The organism is Actinomyces sp. ZJ308, assembly GCF_011752065.1.
GTDB lineage: Bacteria > Actinomycetota > Actinomycetes > Actinomycetales > Actinomycetaceae > Actinomyces.
In genome coordinates this window covers 42,519-63,523 of sequence record NZ_JAAIJY010000006.1, presented here as the reverse complement: position 1 = coordinate 63,523, position 21,005 = coordinate 42,519, and the positions used below count along the sequence as shown (strand labels likewise).

Genomic DNA, 21,005 nt, shown 5'->3' with positions numbered 1-21,005 from the left:
GATACGGATGACATCATGAGTGAGCAGCACAGTAATGACTCCTCCCAGCAGTCCGCAGGCAAGCCTGTGAGCAACACCGTCTCGCGCCTCGAGGAGGAGGGCGAGATCGGCGCCGACTACCTCGAGGAGCTTCTCGACATCGCCGACCTGGGCGGCGACATCGACATCGATATCGACCACGGGCGCGCCTCGATCGCCGTGGTCGCCTCCGAGGAGGGCGACGAGCGAGAGCTCGCCGATCTTGTCGGACGTGACGGAGAGGTTCTTGAGGCGGTCCAGGAGCTGACCCGTCTCGCGGTCCAGGCGCGCACCGGCAACCGATCGCGGCTCATGCTCGATATCAACGGCTACCGCGCCGATCGCCGCACCGAGCTCACCAAGGTCGCCCAGGAGGCCGTCACCAAGGTGCTCACCACCGGGGAGTCCGTCAGCCTGGAGCCGATGAACCCCTTCGAGCGCAAGGTGTGCCACGACGTCGTCGCCTCCGCCGGTCTGGTCTCCGAGTCCGAGGGCGCCGAGCCGCACCGCTACGTCGTGGTCCTGCCGGCCGACGAGGTGGAGGACGAGGACGTTGATGACGTCGACGAGGTCGACGTCGAGCCGGTTGTGGAGCAGGCCTGAGCATGAGCGAGGAGCAGCGGGCCCAGGTGGAGGAGCCGACGCCGGAGATGCGGGAGATCTTCGGGGTCTCCTTCTCCGCGGCGGAGCACTTCGCACAGATGCTCGCTGAGGAGGGTGAGCTGCGCGGTCTCGTGGGACCGCGCGAGCTTCCTCGCCTGTGGAGCCGGCACATCGTCAACTCGGCCGCCGTGGTCCCCTTCCTGCCGGCTCGGGGAAGTGTGGCCGACATCGGCTCCGGGGCCGGTTTTCCCGGTGTGGTGGTCGCGCTGCTGCGACCCGATCTCGATGTGACGCTCATTGAGACGATGGAGCGCCGCACGCAGTGGCTCTTAGACGTCGTCGAGGAGCTGGACCTGGACAACGTGACTGTTCGGCGGGCACGGGCCGAGGAGGTCAAGGACCGCTATGACGTGGTCACGGCTCGCGCGGTGGCGAACCTGTCCAAGCTCGTGAGGCTGACGGCACCGTTGCTGCGGCCAGGGGGTGCACTGCTCGCCCTCAAGGGGATGCGGGCGCACGATGAGGTCGACGACGCCAAGTACGTCATTAAGAAGGCAAAATTATCAGTCGCCGTAGTTCATGAGGTTGTTACTCCCGGCGATGAAACTACTGCTGTGGTTGAGATTCGCCGGCCGAAGAACCGGTGAGATACGGCGCGCGTTCGGTGTAACGCGTAAGGATCGACCTGCTCGCGTAGACTCGTAACTGCCCGACTGGCTCGGGCCGTTGGATCGTCGTCCGAGGAGAAGCAGGTTTGTCCGGATCGTCTATCTTCGATCAGCTCCAGGCCGAGCACCTCGCCTTAGACGAGGTAGCGGGTGGAGAGTTCCCACATCCCGAGCGGACCCGCGTCGTCGCGGTCGCCAACCAGAAGGGCGGCGTTGGAAAGACGTCGACCGCAGTGAATCTCGCCGCGGCCCTGGCCGAGGGCGGACTGCACGTGCTCCTCATCGACGCCGACTCTCAGGGCAATGCCTCGACGGCGCTGGGGGTGGAGCACGGTGATGACAACGCCTCCATCTACGACGTCCTTGTCGACGGACTGCCCATCAAGGAGGTCGTGGCCAAGACTCGCTTCTGCGAGACCCTGTGGTGTGTGCCGGCGACGATTGACGTGGCCGCCGTCGAGATCGAGCTCATCTCCACCGCCGAGCGGGAGTCGCGTCTGAGGCGGGCACTGGTGGATTACCTGGTTTCACGTGAAACCGATGGGCAACCGCCTCTCGACTACGTCATTATCGACTGCCCTCCGAGTCTGGGCATCATGACTATCAACGCCTTCGTCGCGGCCGACGAGGTCCTCATTCCGATGCAGGCCGAGTACTACGCCCTTGAAGGGCTGGCGCTGCTGACGCGTTCCATCGATCGGATCGCCCGCATTCACAACCCGGGACTGGGTGTCTCGATGATTGTGCTCACCATGTTTGACGGACGCACCACCCTGGCTCGTGAGGTGGAGTCCGAGGTTCGTTCCTACTTCCCTGAAGCAACGCTGGACACCAAGGTGCCGCGTTCAATCCGTGTTGCCGAGGCCCCCTCCTTCGGCGCTCCGGTGGTGTTCTGGGATCCCCGGTCCACCGGCGCAATTGCGTACAAGAAAATGGCTCGTGAGGTCGCTCTGAGGGGCGTCCCCCGAATTGAAGGCGAGGAAGCCTAATGGCTCAGAAACGGCGCGGACTCGGTAGGGGTCTGCAGGCGCTGATTCCAGAGGCGCAGAAGGAGAAGGTGTCTGCGTCCCGCCCTTCCGATGTGTTCTTTCCCGACTCACGGAAGGCGGATGGTCAGGAGCAGGACGGTACGGTTCCGCAGGCCGAGCATGCCGTCTCAGAGCCCGAACCGGCTGCGGAGGCTCGAAGCACTCGTGATCTGACCGCCAGTCTCTTAGCACCCTCCCAACGGAAGCGGGGATCGAAGAGTCGTTCCACCACGCGTTCGACGTCATCTAAGACGACGGACAAGAACAAACAGAGCACCTCCGTTTCACGTGAAACCGCCTCGGAGTCGCCTTCCACAACGAAGACGACCGAGAAGAAGGATGCCAAGGGGTCGTCGTCGGCTACCTCGACGAAGAGCACTCGATCGGCTTCTCGGCGGACTCAGAGGCCTTCGGCGAGGAAGACGACGAAGACTGCAGCGAAGAGCTCCACCGCGGTTGAGGAAACGAAGGTGGACGAGCAGTCGCTGCATTCGGAGACTGTGGAGACGGTGTCTGCTGCAGCTCGGGAATCGACGCATGAAGATGCACCTGCGGTCGACAAGGTTGCTGTCGAGCCCATTTCGGAGACGGTGCCGTCCTCGGAGGATTCGGTGGTTTCACGTGAAACAGAGGAGGAGCACTCCGAGGCTGTGGATGATCAGCCCTCGCAGTCTGAGGCTGAGCATCCTGCTGATACGTCGATCGCCTCTGATGCAGATACTGAGACCGATGGCGAAGAGGATGCGGGTGATGCCGATGCTGCGGATCTGGTTCCTGTTCCAGGTGCCCGTTTCGCTGAGATCCCGGTTGGACTGATCCACCCGAATCCTCGTCAGCCTCGTCAGGTGTTCGATGAGGAGGACATCTCAGAGCTGGCGGCCTCGATTGCGGAAGTCGGCTTGCTGCAGCCGATCGTAGTGCGGCAGGTTCCCACCCCTCCGGATGAGGAAGCGCGTTATGAGCTCATTATGGGTGAGCGTCGTCTGCGCGCTTCCAAGGAGGCCGGCCTGGAGACGATTCCAGCGGTCGTCCGGGATACCGACGACGTCGACCTGCTGCGTGATGCACTTCTGGAGAACCTGCACCGCGTTCAGCTCAATCCGCTTGAAGAGGCTGCTGCCTATCAACAGCTACTCGAGGACTTCCAGTGCACCCATGCGGAGCTCTCTGAGAGGATCGCCCGGTCTCGCTCACAGATCTCGAACACCTTGCGTCTCATGAAGCTTCCACCGCTGGTGCAGCGCAGACTCGCAGCGAATGTCATCTCCGCCGGCCATGCTCGTGCACTGCTGGGGCTCCCCAATGCCGCAGAAATGGAGCGGCTTGCGCAGCGCGTGGTGGCCGAAGGTCTTTCGGTACGGGCGACGGAGGAGCTCGTTGCTCTTCACGAGGAACCTGAGCCGGGATCGGATCAACCGAAGGTACTACGGGCACGCAGTACCCCTCTCCCGGCGCTCTCAACACGGCTGTCCGATGCCTTCGATACCCGCGTCAAGGTGACACGTGGAGCGAAGAAGGGGCGAATCACCATTGAGTTCGCCGGAGATGAGGACCTCGCCCGTATTGTCGGCGCGCTGGCGCCGGGGACGTCACTCGACGAGGAGTAGTCGACGTCGATCGTGAGAACGGTGATGGGGCCGAGACAGATACTGTCTCGGCCCCACTTCTTGTTGTCATGAGACGCCGGCCTTCGTTGTTCTCGTTCCCTTGGAACATGCCGTAGACGTCGTCCGGAGTAAGGGCATGTTTCACGTGAAACGGCGTCGTGCGTGGGCAAGATAGTCTGCGGCTCACGAGCGTTCAAGAGATTGTTGACGGCCAGATGGAGCATGACTCCGTATGCAGTGCTGACCCGATGAAGTGAGAATGACTGTCTAGTGGATGATACGGCCGAACGTCGAAGGCCGTCTCTGCCAAACCGGAGCGGTGATCTGTGGCGACGCCACGTGATGCCCTCACGGTGTGCGGAGCATCCTTGGTTTCAGAGGAAGCCAGTAGCTGTACCTACATGTTGTCGTCGAGTGTGTAGGACGGAGAGGCTGCACACGTATCACGTGAGACCTCCCTGCCGTGTGTATGGTGGTTTAAGCGAAGCCTCCTTGGTGAGGGTGAGCCGGTCTCTCGGGGTAGGGGTGAGCTGCCTTCCTTTCACAGTAGGTGGCGGTTGAGGGTGCGTGGGTCGCGCGACTCGGTCCGCAGCATCTCTTCCTATGTCTCCCCGTCCTGTCTCCGACTCGGCTGGATTGCTGAGTCGACCGTCGGCGCTTCTGACCCATGATTTGCGTACGACTGGTACGAGGATGTGGATATGGGTATCGGAGTACTTGAGATGCTGTCAGGAGCGTCGTTTCACGTGAAACCAGCATCGAGCTCGCGCTCGAATGTCTGAGACAGGAACCTTCGCCGAGGAGTTGTGAGTGCAGGGAGGAGGAGGGACCGAAGCGACGCTGCGTGGATTACGTGAGCGTTGAACTCGGGAACTCCGATTGCACTACTGATAGCAGACCGGCGCTGTATCTACGGGTCAAGGTTCTCGGAAGGCCGTCGTCGAGAAGAGACCCAGGTTTCACGTGAAACACGGGGCGGCGTACGTATCTGGGATGTCAACCGGTGCGTCGAGTCAAGCAGGAGATGGAGCGCAATGCACGACCCCTACCCCAGGAGCGGTGCGGCTCAGTGCTGTGGCTGGTTGGCTTGAAGGAGGAGATCTGAACAGCAGTTGTAGTAGGTCGAGAGCACCTGTTTCCCGGTCCAGCAACTCGCTGTGCTCGCCAGCTGAACACGAACGTGCTTCCATGAAGATGGCCCCCGCATCTCCCGTCCTCGCCTCCATCAAGGGGAATGACCGTGGGCCGTGGTTTCACGTGAAACCTTAAGGGGTCCGCGTCATCAACAGTGACGAGAACAAGGACCATACGATTGTTTACTTCCTCTGAGGTATATCGGCCCGTCTTGTTCTCATAGTGGCGCGGTGCTGGGAGTGTACGAGACGGGTCCTACCTCCTCCTCCTCAAGTGGCGTGCCGTCATGTTTGCTCGATGTGGAGGAGGGCCAGGAGACAGGATGTCTTAGCGAGGTGCCGACGGAGCCTGAGGTCTTGGGGTAGATGAGAGCGAAGGATACAGAACCAGGTGTACCAGAGAGGCGCAAGGACAAGACTCTGACGAGAACGCTGATGTACTCAACGTCGGTTTCACGTGAAACGCGTATAGCCGGCGAAGGGAGGATGGGCACTCATTCGACCCAAGATGCCTCTCGCGGGTGCGTAGTACGGTCGCGACTACGACATCGTGAATCGCCCACCTCTCTAGCTTGCCGGAGGAGTCAGGGAGAGGCTTGAGTGCCGGTTCGAGTGAGAGAACCTTTTGAGTGAGCGAACGTACGGTCGTGGTCGCTCAATCGATACCGGACCTTAGCAAGGCACCATGTCATACACGATTCACTCTAGGTTCAAGGTTTCACGTGAAACCTGAGCGGCGCCGGCTGACTCCTGCAGCTTGTTCAAGTCAAGCTCGTCGTGCTGAGGTCCCGTTACCCCGGCTCTTCAATGTCGGTGATACTGGTTTCGAACAGAACGTAGTGGAGTGCTGACCTATGACGAGGGCGGTTCATGTCTCGTGGGCTCTCATGGAAGCGCACCATACATCGATTGACGTGGGCAGTGGCGTGCTCCCGAAGCGCTACCGGGCTGGGCCCCTGGCCGGCCCCTACCCCTTGCCTCCATCTCATCGACTGGTAGTAGCAAAGGAGGGTAACGAATGCTCCATGTAGGTGCCGCAGACAGATTCTGAAACCGCTCATGAGCATGCCTGTCTGAACTGAACCCGTGCCGTGCTCGTTGACGGCGTGGATGACAAAGCCCCACCGTCTCCGAACAGACAACGGAATCAGGTCGACCAACCCTCACGTCTCGCTGTACTGGTTTCACGTGAAACACCGGAGTGCTGTGGCGACCTGGGTCACCACGCTTTGTATCAAGCGAGCAATGGAGCCCCGTGCGCTTGGCCATCGGCGTTGCTGGATCTTCCACGCCCGGCACCTCATGCCCCGGTCCGGTAAACGGTTGGTGCGGAGGAGGAGTTCCAGGGCTGCGGCTTCTTAGCTGTGCCGATACTGACGTCTCCTCCAGCAGCTCGGCTGCCCTTTCCCGTTAGCTCGTTGTAGGCCGTACTCGAAGGCCATCTCGGCCTACCACTATCGAAGAAACGACTGCGGGGTGTCGTTTCACGTGGAACGTCAGACGGCCTATTTAATCGACGGTGACGAGGATGATTGGCACATCATCGGTGCTTCCGTGCTTGAGAGTGATGGCTCCGAAAACGCGTTGCCTCCATGGCAGTGCCGTTGCTGGGAAGCTACGAGACGGCCCCTACCCCTGTCACCCTGTATTTCGTGTTCGGTGGTTGACGTGGAGGTGGTTCTGCGAGACACCTCGTCTCTGGAGTAACCCGAGGCACTCACACCGTTGGACGGCCGGGGGTAGCGGGGCATGAAAGGTGCCGAACTACGGTCTGCCCAGGGAAGTGCAAAGACGAGATCAGGACACTGGCGTGCTCAACGTCGGTTTCACGTGAAACATGGGCGTTCTTGTTCCAGTCGGATCCGGTAGTGGTGCACTCCCGAAGGCTCGTAGGTCGAGCTCCCGCCCCCGTGTCCCCTTCCTCTTGGTGAGTGGTGGTTGAGGAGGACCGCGGATGCCTCATTGGTGTCGTTATCGGTACGCAGACGTCCGGAGCCGTGCTTGAGCATGACGATGTGTACCGGACCCTACGCCGAACTCTGCATGGAATGCCGGACGAGTCATGCCGTCGCTGCGCAAGCACGGCCTGAACGAGAACGGGGCGACGATGTCTCTCGTTTCGTCATCTCGGTTGAACCTGGGGGATCGCAGCTCAGTCTCTCATCGAGAGGGCTCATACGAAACGGCGCGAGTGGCCGCAGGTACGTGAGTGGTTGTCGAACTGCTTTCGAGGGTGCCTAGCTGGATATACCTGCGACGGGTTCTGGGGAGATTCGGTGATTGATCGCGGCGTGGCCATGCAGGATTGGTTTCACGTGAAACGGAGTAGGTCTGCTGTGAGGAGGTGCCGACTAGAGTCTCAGAACTGGCCCTCATCAGCACTCGTCAAGCATTCGCCTCGGCAGCGCTGCGCTTGCTCGATGCCACGGTGTCCTTCTGTCCCTCAACTATGAGCTCCACGTCTGAAGCGGGTCTGCCGGGTAGTGCAACGTGGGGCATGTTCCGAAACGCCTGGTCGAGGCATGTCCGGGACAGCAGAGGCTGGAAGGTTGGGATCACGACGATGAACGCGACTCAGGAGCTAAGTCAGTCCAGTAGCTGTTGGGGGCGTTGTCGCATGGCCCATCGGCGTTTTATCTCTCGACGGTGTTTCACGTGAAACAGGAGAAGTGCCATGTGATGCAGCAATCCCGGCTATCGAGCACATGGAGTAACTCAGTTCTGGACGTTCACCGGATTCGGACGCCCGGTCATCGCAATGCTGTCCTCGACATCCCCTCCCCTGGGGAGTGGAACGAGGGTTACTCACAAGAGTGGCGCAGACTCCTTACCCTCACGTATGACGGTGGCTCCACCCGGAAGAGGTGGAGCCACCGTTTCACGTGAAACCAGAGTCTATGGATGTACAAGCGGGTGTCGCACCAGTGAGTCATACAGCTGCTCCAGCTCACCCTCCGCCTGAGCGGCAATGGGAAGCAGGGAGGTCTCTGTCATGCCCGGAACGACATTGACGTCGATGAACCATGGCGTTCCCTCGTCATCGAGAATCAGGTCGGTTCGGGACAGATTTCCCAACCCCAGCGTTGTGTGGACGGTGACGGCCGTGTTCTTGACCATCTCGATGACCGATTCCTCCAACCGTGCGGGAACGAAGTACTCCGAGCGTCCCGGATTGTAACGTGCATCGAAGTCATACTGCCCTTCGGTGACCACCTCCACGGGCGGGAGTGCACGTGGCCCCTCGCCCGTATCGACGACGGATACGGCGAGCTCTGTTCCGGGAACATAACGCTCAATGAGAGCGCGCTCGTCGTAGGCGAAGCAGGCCACCATGGCGGAGCGCAGCTCATCCGCCGTCGCCGCATAGGAGACTCCGAGTCCGGAACCTCCCTGGTGAGGTTTCACCACAACAGGAAGGCCCAGATGACTCGCGACGACGGTCAGTACCTCCTGCGCACCGAGCTGACTGAAGTAGGAATGTGGAAGCGTCAATGAATCAGGAGTAATCACGCCTCCGGTTCGGACGCTCGCCTTAGCGGTCGGTTTAAAGGAGGCCCGCTGGCAGCCGTCGGAGTGCGTGCCGACGTACGGCAGACCCAGCGCGATGAGCACGTTCTGCAGCCCCCCGTCCTCCCCAGGACCGCCGTGGACCAGGGGCCAAACGACGTCGGGACCGAAGGTCTTGAGCGATCCGATGCTGCGTGCGTCGATGTCCAGAACGAGGACGGTGTGCCCGAGGTGCTTGAGGACCTGGGCGACGCGGTGTCCGGAACGCAGCGAGATGTCACGCTCGTGGCTCAGGCCACCGGCAAGGACGGCGATACGGAGTGGAGACTGGTTCATCGTCAACCTCAGATCTGGTCAGGTGCGGGCGCGTGGACGCCTTCGGACGGACGGGGACTGTGAGTGGGACCGAACAGATTCAGCAGCTCGAGATCGCGGGTGACGACGCCGGACAGTCGCCGTACCCCCTCGCGGATCTCGACAGGCTCGGGGTAGCAGAAGGACAGACGCAGGTGGTCCTGTCCGGCCCGGCTACCGGCGTAGAAGGCGGTCCCGGAGACGTAGGCGACCAGGTTGGTGACCGCGCGCGGCAGCATGTCCTTGGCGTCAAGTCCCTCTGGGAGCCGCACCCACACGTAGAAACCACCCTCGGGGACGTTCCACCGGCACATCGGCAGGAACTCCTCCAGCGCCGCCACCATGGCATCGCGGCGTCCCCGGTACATGGCGCGGAAGTCCACGATCTGCTGCTTCCAGTCGAACTGGTCGAGGTACATGGAGATCGAGAACTGACCCACTGAGGACGGGCACAGGATGGCGGCCTCGGAGGCCAGCTTCATCTTCTCCCGCACCGCCGGCGGCGCCACCGCCCACCCCACGCGGTACCCGGGGGCGAAGATCTTGGAGAAGGAACCGAGGTAGACGACGTCGTCGGGCGCGAGGGTCTTGAGAGCCGTGTAGGTCTGACCCTCGAAGCCCAGCAGCCCGTAGGGATTGTCCTCCACGATGAGGACGTGGTGGCGCCGGCAGATCTCGATGACCCGCGGACGGCGCTCCTCCGTGAGCGTCACCCCGGCGGGGTTGTGGAAGTTGGGCAGGCAGTAGAAGAACTTGATACGACGCCCCTCGCGCTCGAGGCGGACGATCATCTCCTCCAGCGCCTCAGGGATGACGCCGTCGGCGTCGATGGGGACCTGCTGCACATCGGCCTGGTACGTCGCGAAGATCGACAGGGATCCGACGTACGTGGGCGCCTCGGTCAGGACGACGTCGCCGGGGTCGACGAAGAGCTCGGTGATGATGTCGACGGCCTGCTGGGACCCGGTGGTGACGATGACGTCCTCCGGATCGGCCTCGATACCCTCCAGGGCCATGACCTCGGTGATCTGCTCCCGCAGCCGAGGAAGCCCCTGACCGTTCCCGTACTGCAGCGCCTTGCCGCCGTTCTTGCGGATCATCTGCGCCGTGGCCTCGGCCAGCCGCTCCAGCGGGAGGTCTTTGAGGTTCGGCATCCCACCGGCGAGCGAGACCACCTCCGGACGCGAGGCGACGGCGAACAGCGAGCGCGTCTCCGAGGCGCGCAGACCATGAGCCCTGGCGGCATAGCTGTCCAGCCACGGATCGAGTCGGTTGCCCTTCACTTGGTTGTTGTCCTCACTCACCTGCGGTCCTTCCGTGGTCGCCACTGCTGCGTCCGTGGATCCAAGTCTGCCACGCCGCAGCGGTGCGCAGGACGCGGCCAGGCCAGGAGGAATCCGCGGTGTTTCACGTGAAACACGAACTCTCCGGGCTGGGCTCTCACGGATGCGACCGGGGTACAACAGAACGTGCCGCGCATCGCGGGCACGATGCGCGGCACGGCGATGTGCTGGGGCACGTTCAGGAGCTCAAGGCGTGCTTCTCGATGAGGGCGCGCAAAGGAGCCTCCTCGTTGTCGATCGTCTCCACCTTCTGTGGTCGGGCGAGCAGATCGGCGACGACGTCGGGGGTCTCCGGTTCGGTGCCGAGTGCCTCGGCCACGGTCTGCGGGAACTTCGCGGCCTTGGCCGTCTCCATGACGAGCGTGGGGAAGCCCGGTTCCATGGTGCGCAGAGCCACCGTGACGCCGTCGGCCGTATGCGGGTCGATGAGACGACCGGTGCGGTCCTTGACGGTGCGGATGGCTTCCAGACGGTCGGCGTGCGACGAGGTTCCCGCCACGAAGCCGAACTCCTCTCCCAGGCGCGTGAGCTGGTCGCGCAGGTCAAGGGTGCCGGTGGACTCCAGCTCGGCCCAGCGCTGCACGAAGGCCTCCGGCCCCAGCAGGGCCCAGATGAAGCGTTCCAGGTTCGAGGCCTTCGAGATGTCCATGGACGGGCTCGATGTGGCCAGTGTGTCCGCGGCCGAGCGCGGCCGGTAGACACCGGTGGTGAAGAACTCCTCGAGTACGTTGTTCTCGTTGGTGGCCAGGATGAGTCGGCGAATCGGAACTCCCATGGACCGGGCCAGGAAGCCGGCGTAGATGTTGCCGAAGTTGCCCGAGGGTACGCACACGTCGATCCGGTGACCCGCGCGGGCTCCCTCCTCCACCGCGTCGGTCACCCGCAGCCAGGACCAGACGTAGTAGACGGCCTGCGCGGCGATCCGGCCGATGTTGATGGAGTTGACGGCACCCAGGTGGTGGGCCGCCTTGAAGTCCGCGTCGTTGCTCAGGGCCTTGACCAGTCCCTGGCAGTCGTCGAAGACGCCCCGCACTGCGATGTTGTGGATATTGGCGTCCTGGAGGGTGTACATCTGGGCCCGCTGCACCGGGCTCATCCGTCCGGCTGGCGAGAGCATGAAGACGCTGACGCCCTCCTGCCCCCGGAAGGCGTGCTCGGCGGCCGATCCGGTGTCACCGGAGGTGGCGCCCAGGATGTTGAGGACCCGGCCCTGCCTGGCCAGCACGTAGGGAATCGCCTGCCCCAGGAACTGCATCGCCAGGTCCTTGAAGGCCATTGTCGGCCCCTCGGACAGGCCCACGAGGACCAGTCCGTCGGCGACGTCGTCGAGCCCGATCACCGGGACGACCGGCTGCGGGAACCGCGCCTGCCCGTAGGCGGCCCGGGTCAGTGCGGCCAGGTCCTCCCGGGGAATGTCGGTGGCGAACAGGCCGATGACCTCGGTGGCCAGCTCGGCGTAGTTCAGGGACCTCCAGGCCTCCAGCTGCTCCGGGCTGAGGGACGGCAGACGATCCGGTACCGCCAGGCCGCCGTCGGGCGCCAGACCCGCCAGAAGAACGTCCGTGAACCCGGCGGGCTCCATCTGGCCGCGGGTGGAGATGTACTGGGTGTGCTGCATGTACTGCCTTCTTGCCGTGTCGCATGCCGTGGTGCCACTGCGATTCCGGAGTGATTCTACGGGGCCGCGGCCTCAGGTGACAGACGAGCCCGACTGGGCGCGAGAGGACATCAGACAACTCGCCGCGACGCCGGTCCCTCCGCCACCCCGCGAGGGATGGGGACGAGACCGGCGTCGCGGTAGCTGGTGACGGCCGGCGGCCGTGCGGCCTCAGGCCAGGACCTTCTCCACCTCGGCCTTGAAGGAGGCCTTCGGGCGAGAGCCGCTGAACTGGTGGAAGACCTCGCCGTCGCGCACGACCGCGAAGGTGGGGATGGAGCGCACGCCGTAGGAGCGGGCCGTGGCCGGGTTGGCGTCCACGTCCACCTTGACGAACTTGACCTTGTCACCGAGGTCGGCGGCGACCTCGTCCACGATCGGCGCCATCTGGCGGCAGGGGCCGCACCACTCGGCCCAGAAGTCGATGACGACGGGGACGTCGGACTTGAGGACCTCCTCCTCGAAGGTGGCGTCGGTGACGGCGAGTGCCTCGGACATGGTTCTTCTCCTCGAACGTTGTGGATGGGTGAGTCAGGATCGGCACACAGCAGCAGGTTCTCCGACGACGCCGGAGCCCGCCCGCTCTGCGCTGGGTTGAGGGGGCGCGGCGGGTCAGGCCTGCGCAGTGGTGAGGTAGTGCTCGGCGTCCAGGGCGGCCCGGCAGCCGGAGCCGGCCGCTGTGATCGCCTGCTGGTAGGTGGGGTCGGCGACGTCACCGCAGGCGAAGACCCCGGGGATGCGGGTGCGCTGCGAGGGGACCTCGACCTTGATGTAGCCGGCCTCGTCGAGCTCGAGGGCGTCGGCGACGAGCTCGCTGCGCGGTACCTGGCCGATGGCGACGAACAGGCCCGTGGCCTCAAGTCGACGGCGCTCCCCGGTGACGGTGTCCTCCAGGGTGACACCGCTCAGCGAGTCCTCGCCGTGAAGCTCGACGACGCGGGAGTTCCAGGCGAAGGAGATCTTCGGGTCCTCCTGGGCGCGCTTGGCCATGACGGCCGAGGCGCGCAGCTCGTCGCGGCGGTGCACCACCGTGACGGAGCGGGCGAAGCGGGTCAGGAAGGTGGCCTCCTCCATGGCGGAGTCCCCACCGCCGACGACGACGATGTCCTGGTCCTTGAAGAAGAACCCGTCGCAGGTGGCGCAGTAGGACACACCGTGACCGGAGAGGCGCTCCTCCCCGTCGATGCCCAGGTGCCGGTACTCCGAGCCGGTGGAGATGATGACCGTGCGGGCCTCGTAGGTGGCCTCGGAGGTGATGATGCGCTTGACGTCGCCCTCCAGGTCGAGGGCGGTGACGTCCTCGTAGCGGATCTCTGCGCCGAAGCGCTCGGCCTGCTCCTGCATCTGGTTCATGAGCTCGGGGCCCATGATTCCCTCGATGAAGCCGGGGTAGTTCTCCACCTCGGTCGTGTTCATCAGGGCGCCACCGGCGGTCACCGAGCCGGCCAGGATGACCGGGTTGAGCTGGGCGCGGGCCGCGTAGATCGCTGCCGTGTAGCCGGCGGGGCCGGAGCCCACAATGACGACGTCGTGAATCATGACTCTCCTGATGAACGGGCGGTGACCGCGGTGGGCGGTCGCCTAGTGCAACTAGTAATCAATATAGCCTGTTCCCAGGGAGGCTCTTATTTGACTGTGACCTCCGTCGCAGTCGCCTTGTAGGGGAACTCGCCGGGCTCGTTGTTCCTAGGAAGCTGGGTCACCCTCAGGACGATGGTGTCGACCTCCTGGGGCTTGTCGATCTTGAAGGCAGTGCTTCCCGCGGTGAAGGCGCCCTGGGCGAGCGCCGTGCCGCCACCGGCGTTATCGACGTTGGTGGCACGGACCTCGACCTGCCCGCCCTCATTGGTCCCCTGGAGGTCGATCTCCGAGACCTTGGCAGGGGTCTTGAGCTTGATCTCGATATCGATCGGCTGGGTCAGGTCCGCACTGCTGGTGTTGTGTGAGAACCAGGGACGGCTCGTGTCTCCGTCATTGAGGTACCTCTGGTTGTTGGCCGCCTGCGAGCTCGGGTTGTTGACCACGGTGACACTGGCGATCTCGGGTGTGGCCGCAGGTGCCTCGGTGGTGGGAGTCGGTTGCTGCTGCTGTCCACCCCCGTTGCCGGCCTCCTGGGCGCTGGCGGAGGGAACGGTGTCCGCGGCCGCGCGGTCCTTGTCCGCGAAGGGGATGCCGATCGTCTGGTACACGATGTAGCTGGCCGCCGCCAGGGAGACGATGACGATGAGGACGAGTGTGACCAGGATGCTGTTGGTGGTGCGCCGCTCCTGGCGAGCGACCTCGGGGTCGACCTCCTCCTCGTCGTCCTCGAATGCCGGGAAGCTGCCGGTGAAGGGCTCGGCCGGAACCGGCGCGGGCCCCGGGACCGTCTCGGAGGCGGTCGACAGGACGTTCGGGATCGGGTTGGTCGGCCCGGTGACCTGGACATAGGTGTCGTTAACCGTCGGGTCCTGCACAGCCGGAGAGCCGTGCGGGTCGAAGGCCGGTGCCTCTGCGGAGACGGCGGGCGTCTCCATGACGGAGGTCTGTTCCGCAGGCCCACCGGCGGCCGGCAGTGACGGCGCCTGGCCGGGCTGCGCGGGCGCCGACTGGCCCGTGGAGGGGGCGACCGTGGCGCCCTTGCCTGCGCCACTGCGCCGCAGCCGGTCCAGGACCCCGCGAGCCGCACTGGCCACACCGGCCCCGGCGGCGCTGACGGCGGCCGCCGTGCCCGCGTTAGCGTCGACGGAACCTCCGCCGGTGGCGCCGGCGGCCGACGACTCGCGCCGAGGCGGCGGAATCGGCGTCGAGCCGGACTCGTGGTAGCCGGCAACCGGGTCCCAGGTACCCAGTGACCGCGCGACCTCCGCGGCGGAGATCGGGGGCTGGCTGCTCCAGGTGCGTTCGCACAGCTCGTCCAGGATCGGGTCGATTCCCGCAACGAGCGTGGAGGGCTTGACCGGGACACCGCCCAGACGCGGTGCTGAGGGGATGCCGGGACGCTTGCCCGGCCACCGCCCGGTCAGGCCGTAGTAGAGGATCTCCACCAGCGCTCGGGCATCGGTACGGTCGGCGGCCGACGGGTCGTGGCCGGCCACCCGGCTCTCCAGGTCCAGGGCGGCGGCCTCGATCCCCAGGCCGCTGACCTTGACCCTACCGTCGGGAAGAACGCGGATGGACTCGGGAGACAGGTTGAGATGGTGCAGGCCCCTGCGGGCACCGGCGTCCAGCGCCTGCGCGGTCTCACCGATGATCGCGCGCGCCTGCGCCGGGAGCATGCCCCGGGAGACCAGGGAGGAGAAGGTACGTCCGGTCAGCGGCTCGGTGACGATGACGGAGGGCTCGGCGCGCTCGACGTCGTAGACCTGCTGAAGACGCTGGTCCTCGACCAGTACCGCCCTGCTGGCGGACTCCAGGACGTTGTCACGGTGAAGCGTCGCATCGGTGAGGACCAGGATCGTCACGTCTCGATCCAGGATCGTGTCAACGCCACGATGCCTGACAATGCGGGGCAGCGTGGTGGACAGCGTTCCCAGGAGTCCGTAGCGACCACTGCCGATCGGCGTCGCCTCCGACATGCGTCTCCTTCCTTGAGATGGTTGTCCATCTGAACCAGTTGACCCCATCGTAACTGTCTGAGGGCTCCAAACCGGGGTGATGTGGCTCGTGTGGGCAGAGGCGTGGGACGGGTAGGGGGAGGACTGCCCTGTGGACACCCGGGAAGGGGGAATACTGGCGGGCAGCGAGGGCGGGATACTCCCGGGTGTGTTGGCCGGGATGTGACCCGGGGCCTGAGAGCGCTGGGAGGCGTCAGCCGCATAGTCGGCGCTCGTGGGCGGCGGCGGTGCTGCCGCCTGCGGGGGCGCCGGTGGTGGAGGCGCCAGCGGGTAGACCGGCTGCCCGTCCCGGGTGTAGCCCGCGGGGGCCTGGGAGGACCGGTCACCGGTGGGCTGGTGCCCCATTTGACCCGGCTGTCCCCAGGGGTGGGTCCGCACCTGCGGGGGCGGCGGCGGTGCGGATGGTGCCGCCTGGGTATCGCCGGAGGTGTAGCCAACAGCACCCTGTGCGGCCGGGCCCGGCGAAAAACCCGACGGGTCGGAGGCCGGCTGAGCCGGCTGAGCCGGCGGGGGTGGGGGCGGTGCCGGGGTCTGGACGGCGGGCATCTGAGCGGTCGTGTGCGTCGTCGGCTCCGGAGGCGACAACCAGGTCGCGGCCGCCAGGACCGCTCTCCCGGGCGCGCCGGGCAGGCGACGACCGATCGTCGACAGGATCCGTGAGAAGGGACGGAAGGCGACGGCGATCTCCTCGATCCCGACGACGCGCCCCATGAGCAGGTAGACCAGCGACATGACGGCCGCGACGATGCAGATGTGCCCGAAGGCCGCGAGCATCTTGGCCAGGGAGGAGTCGGCGTCGACATTGCCCATGACCAGGTTGAGGACGATCCCGGCGACGACGGCGGGCGCCACGGCGATGACCAGGCGCAGGTGGGTGGTGATGATCCTGCGGCCGTCGAGACCGGGCAGGTGGGAGCGCAGCATGGGGATGACGACCAGGCAGCCCCCGATCTGGCTGAGCGTATTGGCCGCGCCGGCCCAGGCCATCCAGTGGTTGGCCGGGGCCATGAAGTAGGCCATGACGCACAGGACGACCGGGACGACGCCGACGACGACATCGGCCAGGAGCAGCCGCTTGGTGTCCGAGTAGGCCAGCATGACCCGCTGGGTCCCGAACCAGATGCCCTGCGGGACGATGCCCAGCGCCAGGGTGATGAGCATGGGGGCGCTGGCCTGGGCCTCGGGCAGGGTGATCGAGGGGGTGAACAGCTGGAGGGCCGGGACGGCCAGCACGCAGATGCCCGCGGTGGCCAGCACCGTGAACACGCCCGCCGAGCGCAGTCCCAGGGAGAGGTCCTCGCGCACGCCGACGGCGTCCCCGGCGGCGGCCTTCTCACTCATGCGGGTGAACAGGGCGGTGATGATGGAGGTGACCACCAGCGACTGCGGCAGCATATAGATGAGGTAGCCGTTGAGCCACATGGTCGTCGAGGGCACGATGACGTTCGCGTACTCGGGCTGCTCCGAGGCCGTCACCGCGTAGGAGCCCAGGTTGGAGGTGATCCAGTTGCTCATGCTGGCCACGCCGACACCGGCCAGGGCCCACAGGGCGACCTTGACCGTCTTGCCCAGCCCCAGGCCCCGCACCCCGAAGATGATGCGCGGCCGGAAGCCGGTGCGCACCAGGGGTATGTAGAGAATCAGTGCCTGGACCGCGATGCCCAGGGTCGTCGTCGCCCCGATGAGCGTGATCCGGGGAATGTCCCAGACCTCAGGTCCCTGGCCCGCCGTGTGACGACCGTAGATATGGAGGTAGGCCAGGATCGAGGTGATCGAGATGATGTTGTTGAGCACCGGGGACCACATGTAGGGCCCGAAGCTCGAGCGCGCGTTGAGCACCTGTCCCCACAGCGCGTACAGGCCGTAGAAGAAAACCTGCGGCATGAACCAGAACGCGAAGGCGAAGGACAGTGTTCGCCACTGCCCCTGAGCCAGGGAGTTGGCGTTGATGGTGAAGATGAGGGGTGCGGCCGCGGTCGCGATGCAGGTGACCACCAGCATGAGCGTGGCCGCAGCGGTCAGCAGGCGGTTGACGATCTCCTCGCCGTTGCGCCGTCGCAGCGCCTGGACGATCTGCGGCACCAGAATGGCGTTGAGGATGCCGCCGATCATCATGTTGTACAGGTGCGTGGGCAGGTTGTTGGCCGTGTTGAAGGCGTCGGCGGCTCCCGAGCCGGTGGCGCCGAGGGCCATGACGATGAGGGCGTTGCGCACCATGCCCAGGACTCGGGAGACCAGCGTCCCCGAGGCCATGATGGCCGAGGACCGCGCCAAGGACGCCTGACTGCGCCCCTGGGAGGTCGAACGCCTGGCTCGTGCGTGCTTGATCATGCTCATGCCGTCTCCTGTGCAGCCGGGACCACCGCGGTGCGGCGGCCTCGTCGTACTGTCCTCACGGTACCGATCACCACGATGGTGACCAGGACGCCGACGATGATTCCGGTGCCCCGGCTCTCCCAGTCGGCGCGGACCCTCATGTGGACGGTGGTGGGCGTGCCCACGGTGGTGCCGTCCGCGGCGAGCACCTGGACCGTCAGGCCGACGTCGCCCGAGCCGACGGCCTGGATCGGCACCGTGACCTTGGCCTGCTGGTGGGCCGGCACGGTCACGGTGGTGGTGTGGGGGACCCGGAGGCGCTTGTTGTCCGAGACCAGGTAGACCTGGACCGTGACGTCCTGGTCCAGGGAGGAGGTGATCCTCACCGGCAGCTGAGCCTCAGAGCTGATGAGGTTGATGGTCGACGACGGCACCGCGGCCAGCGAGGAGGTGACGCCCGCCCCGGCCGCCTCGGCAGCCGGAACCTGAGCACTACGGGTCGCGGGGTCGGCCCGCCAGGACGCTGAGGAGACGACGGACTCCAGGTCCGTGTAGTCGCCCAGCAGTGCAGCCGGCTCGGAGAGCACCGAGGAGACCGACTCAAGGGTGCTGGCCGTGCCGGCGGCGGCGGCGAGGGTCGCGGTGGGCAGCTCGTCGTCGTCGATCACCCTGTCCGGCGGCTCGGAGCGATCAACCTGCGAGCTCCCCTCATCGACGGCCTCGACCTCGGCCCGGGCGCGATCCTGCAGGGCGCTGAGGGTTTGGGACTGGGTCCAGGAGGTCGAGCGCAGGGCGCTCACGCGCTCCTGCAGGGCGGAGGGATCCGCGGTGGAGGCGGCCTGGCGGGGCATCGCCACGACGATGTCACGCTCCAGCGCCGGGGCCTGACGGCTCAGGATCGCACTGTCACTGCGCAGCAGCTGGCGGGTGTCGAGCTCTGCGGCCCGAGTGGTCTGAGTGGTCTGGGAGGTTGGGGCGTCCTGGTCGGGGGCACCGGCCTGGGAGGTCTTGTCACCGGCGAGCGTCTCCGACAGGGACTGCTCGGGCAGCAGGACCGCACGGTCCCCCAGAGCACCGAGTCCGGAGGGGGTGTAGGTGAGCTCGTCGGCCACCGGCAAGGAGCCGGGTGAGGCGATGACGGTGGACGCCGAGGCCGGCAGCGCATCGATGGTGGCCGAGTCCATGACGCTGGAGGCCAACCAGGCCAGCGACGTCGGTGCCCCGGCCTTGACGATGGCCGACTCCTGGGTGCGCTGGGCGGCGGTCTCGATGAGACCCGTCTGCTGCAGGTGCGCCAGCGCCGCGGTATCGGAGTCGCCCCACGGCAGGGCCACCAGGCTGCCGGTGCCGATGGCCCGCACGAGGGCGGCGGAGAGCTGAGTGACGTCGTCGGACGTGCGGGAGGTACCCGGTGACGGCGTCGCGCTCGCCGACGGTGATGCCGTTGACGCCGGTGACGGCGAGGACGGCGAGGACGCCGAGAACGTCGAGGACGGCGCGGGAGAGGCGGAGGATGAGGGCGACGCCGATGAGGACGACGACGGGCCCGCGGCTGCCGAGGGCCCCGCCGTGGATGCCGCGGAGGAATCCGCACCCTGAGGCGCCGGCGAGGATCCGTCCGGTGACGAGGGTTGGGATCCGCTGTTACGGGCGGCCTCCTCCAGACCGGCCTGCGTGACGCCCAGGGCCTCGACCAGTGCGGGGTCGACCGCAACGACGACGCCGTCGCCGGCCATACCCAGCAGACCGACGACCCGGCTGTGGACGCGGGTGAGGGCCTCCTCGCGCTCCTGGGTGCGCGGACCGGCGAGAACCGCCATCTCCTGGGCGGAGGCGGTGACCGGGATGAAGGTGGTCAGGCGGACCGGCGCGACGGAGGCGCCGCTGTCCCACACCAGGATGCTGCGGTCCTGGGCCAGGGAGCCGCCCTGCGACTCCAGCCTGACGGTGATGCCGCGCGGCCCCCACTGGTCGGCGCTGGTCAGCGGCAGCTCGTCGGCCGGGACGGTGATGGAGAACTGGGTGACCTCGCCGGGCTGGAGGTCACGGCCCAGCGGGACCGTGAACGGGTCCGACAGTCCCGACTCGTCGGTTCCGGACAGCCACCTCCCCAGGCTCTGGCTCGTGACCTCGGTGGATCGCTGGACCCTGGTCACCAGGTCCGCCCCGGAGACGACCTGGCTGGTCGCGTTGGTGATGGTTCCGGTCAGGACCAGGTCCTGGTCGCTGTGCAGCACCTCGGGGGCCAGGGCGTCGATGCTCATCGTCACCTGGTTGGCGGCCGCCTCGGTGCTCGGCGTCCGTGAGTCCTCCTCGCCCTGCCCAGAGGAGCCCGTCCTCCCGGTCTGCGTCGCCGAGGCCGATGGTGAGGCAGACGCGGAGGGCGCCGTCGTCGCGGACGGCTTCGTCGAGGCCACGGGTGAGATGTTGGCCGAGACCCCGTTGGCTCGTGCGGTCAGGATCCTGTCGGGGGCCTGGTCCGCCCGGGCCGCCGGCAGGGCGCTCAGCGGCAGGGCCACCAGGCCCACCACGCCCAGCAGGGCGGCAATGGTCACCATCGCCCTGCCCCGCAGCCGGGAGCCCAGCGTGGTGACCACCTTCGCGCACAGGTCGGTGGCGCCGGTCATCCATCCCCCACCAGGATGTCCCAGGCCGCGGCCACGATACGGCGCTCGTTGGGGTAGGCCAGGCGGTGGGAGACGTCGTCGAGGGCGACCCACTCGACGTCCTCGGCCTCATGGTCCGGGTCGTTCTCCGTGGTCAGGGTGCCGCTGACGGCCTCCAGCAGAAAGTGGTGCACCACCTTGTGGACGCGGTGCTCGTGACCGGCGAACCAGTAGTCGATCGTCGCCAGGTGCCGAAGAACCCGGCCGGTGATCCCGGTCTCCTCCATGATCTCGCGGACCGCGGCCTGCTCAGGGGTCTCGCTGCCCTCGAGGTGCCCCTTGGGCAGGCACCACTCCAGGCGGCCCCCGCGGTTGCGCCGGGCGATGACCGCGGTGAAGGCCTGACCGTTCTGAACATCAACGACCAGGCCGCCGGCACTGGTCTCGTTGACGATCGGCAGAGCGCGTGCACTCGCCCGATGAGCCGGGTTTCCGGCGCGGGGCGTGCGAGTGCGTGGCGAGGGCATAGGGACACTCTAGGGCGTCCGGGCCGCTGGATGTCTCTGGCT

Annotated in this window: 11 protein-coding genes and 1 pseudogene; 4 read left to right on the top strand and 8 right to left on the bottom strand. The window is 65.9% G+C overall.

The window, feature by feature from the left end; genetic code table 11:
* The first annotated feature begins 15 nt into the window (after positions 1–15).
* The 4 genes from HCR68_RS04740 to HCR68_RS04725 all read left to right on the top strand — a co-directional run bounded on the left by HCR68_RS04740 (position 16) and on the right by HCR68_RS04725 (position 3,924).
* Positions 16–621 (top strand): R3H domain-containing nucleic acid-binding protein, encoded by a 606-nt coding sequence (locus HCR68_RS04740; protein ID WP_167146869.1) that lies wholly within the window; start codon positions 16–18, stop codon positions 619–621.
* Between the two features lie 2 nt (positions 622–623).
* Complete coding sequence (rsmG, locus tag HCR68_RS04735) at positions 624–1,268, top strand: 16S rRNA (guanine(527)-N(7))-methyltransferase RsmG (RefSeq protein WP_167146866.1); 645 nt, start codon at positions 624–626, stop codon at positions 1,266–1,268.
* A 107-nt stretch (positions 1,269–1,375) separates the two neighbouring features.
* Positions 1,376–2,278, top strand: coding sequence for a ParA family protein (locus HCR68_RS04730; protein ID WP_167146863.1), 903 nt, complete (start codon positions 1,376–1,378; stop codon positions 2,276–2,278).
* Positions 2,278–3,924, top strand: coding sequence for a ParB/RepB/Spo0J family partition protein (locus HCR68_RS04725; RefSeq protein ID WP_167146860.1), 1,647 nt, complete (start codon positions 2,278–2,280; stop codon positions 3,922–3,924). The genes HCR68_RS04730 and HCR68_RS04725 overlap by 1 nt, the downstream gene beginning before the upstream one ends.
* A gap of 4,028 nt (positions 3,925–7,952) precedes the next feature.
* On the opposite strand, the gene HCR68_RS04720 is transcribed toward HCR68_RS04725, so the two are convergent.
* The 8 genes and pseudogenes from HCR68_RS04720 to HCR68_RS04685 form a co-directional block, all read right to left on the bottom strand.
* Positions 7,953–8,900 (bottom strand): ATP-grasp domain-containing protein, encoded by a 948-nt coding sequence (locus HCR68_RS04720; RefSeq protein WP_167146857.1) that lies wholly within the window; start codon positions 8,898–8,900, stop codon positions 7,953–7,955.
* 8 nt (positions 8,901–8,908) lie between these two features.
* Entirely contained in the window at positions 8,909–10,222 is a 1,314-nt protein-coding gene (locus tag HCR68_RS04715; protein WP_167146854.1) for a PLP-dependent aminotransferase family protein, read from the bottom strand.
* A 217-nt stretch (positions 10,223–10,439) separates the two neighbouring features.
* Positions 10,440–11,879: a threonine synthase gene (gene thrC, locus HCR68_RS04710; protein ID WP_167146852.1), complete on the bottom strand. Its 1,440-nt coding sequence runs from the start codon at positions 11,877–11,879 to the stop codon at positions 10,440–10,442.
* Between the two features lie 210 nt (positions 11,880–12,089).
* Positions 12,090–12,422: pseudogene (gene trxA, locus HCR68_RS04705) on the bottom strand (thioredoxin); the annotation flags it as partial.
* Positions 12,423–12,530: 108 nt separating this feature from the next.
* Positions 12,531–13,457: a thioredoxin-disulfide reductase gene (trxB, locus tag HCR68_RS04700; protein WP_167146844.1), complete on the bottom strand. Its 927-nt coding sequence runs from the start codon at positions 13,455–13,457 to the stop codon at positions 12,531–12,533.
* Between the two features lie 86 nt (positions 13,458–13,543).
* Positions 13,544–17,851, bottom strand: coding sequence for a murein biosynthesis integral membrane protein MurJ (locus HCR68_RS04695; RefSeq protein ID WP_167146841.1), 4,308 nt, complete (start codon positions 17,849–17,851; stop codon positions 13,544–13,546).
* Positions 17,848–20,457, bottom strand: coding sequence for a DUF6049 family protein (locus tag HCR68_RS04690; RefSeq protein ID WP_167146838.1), 2,610 nt, complete (start codon positions 20,455–20,457; stop codon positions 17,848–17,850). The genes HCR68_RS04695 and HCR68_RS04690 overlap by 4 nt, the downstream gene beginning before the upstream one ends.
* Positions 20,454–20,963 (bottom strand): NUDIX hydrolase, encoded by a 510-nt coding sequence (locus tag HCR68_RS04685; protein ID WP_126414675.1) that lies wholly within the window; start codon positions 20,961–20,963, stop codon positions 20,454–20,456. The genes HCR68_RS04690 and HCR68_RS04685 overlap by 4 nt, the downstream gene beginning before the upstream one ends.
* Positions 20,964–21,005 lie beyond the last annotated feature (42 nt).